The sequence below is a fragment of the Paraburkholderia oxyphila NBRC 105797 genome (genome assembly GCF_000685075.1).
GTDB classification, from domain to species: domain Bacteria; phylum Pseudomonadota; class Gammaproteobacteria; order Burkholderiales; family Burkholderiaceae; genus Paraburkholderia; species Paraburkholderia oxyphila.
On the sequence record NZ_BAYD01000303.1, the window covers coordinates 1 to 700 of the forward strand.

General features: G+C 63.3%; 1 protein-coding gene. It reads right to left on the minus strand.

Annotation, left to right across the window (positions count from 1 at the left end):
- Positions 1-22: 22 nt before the first annotated feature.
- The gene (locus BO1_RS49095) at positions 23-619 is read right to left on the minus strand and encodes an FMN-dependent NADH-azoreductase (RefSeq protein ID WP_028223808.1); all 597 of its coding nucleotides are present in this window, start codon (positions 617-619) and stop codon (positions 23-25) included.
- Between the last annotated feature and the right edge of the window lie 81 nt (positions 620-700).

The following is a 700-nucleotide window of genomic DNA, read 5'->3' on the forward strand; positions in this document are numbered from 1 at the left end:
GGCGGCGGCGAGAGGGCAGTCCTTACACGGCGGCAATCGCTTGGCGAGCGGAAGCGAGCGCCGCGCTCGCTGCGTCCGCGCCCATCGCCAGGCCTTCAGCGTGGATGAAGCTCACATCGGTCATGCCGAGGAAGCCGAGGAACGACTTCAGGTACGGCGTCTGACTGTCGTGCGGAGTGCCGTGATATTTGCCGCCGCGCGCCGTGACAACGTAAACCTTCTTGCCCGTAACGAGGCCTTCGGGGCCGTTTGCGGTGTACTGGAACGTGATGCCGGCTCGCGCGATGAAGTCGAAGTACGTCTTCAGTTGCGACGAGATGCCGAAGTTGTACATCGGCGCGCCGATCACGATAACGTCCGCGGCTTGCAGTTCTGCGATGAGCGCTTCACTGCGCGCGGCGATCGCCTGTTGCTCCGGCGTGCGCTGCTCGGCCGGCGTGAAGAACGCGCCAAGAATGGCGTCGTCGAGGTGCGGCAGCGGCTCGGCCTGCAGATTGCGCGTGACGACTTGCGCACCCGGATTCGATTGTTGCAACTTCTCCGTCAGTTCGTTGACGAGGAGCGTCGACTGGGCGCCTTGCGAGCGGGCGGCGGAATTGATTTGCAGGATTGTGGTCATCGTGGTCTCAGGCTTTAGTTGGGGCGCACAGTGTGGCGCGAGTGAGGCCATTCTCCGGGGTAATCGGGACTGGATAAATCC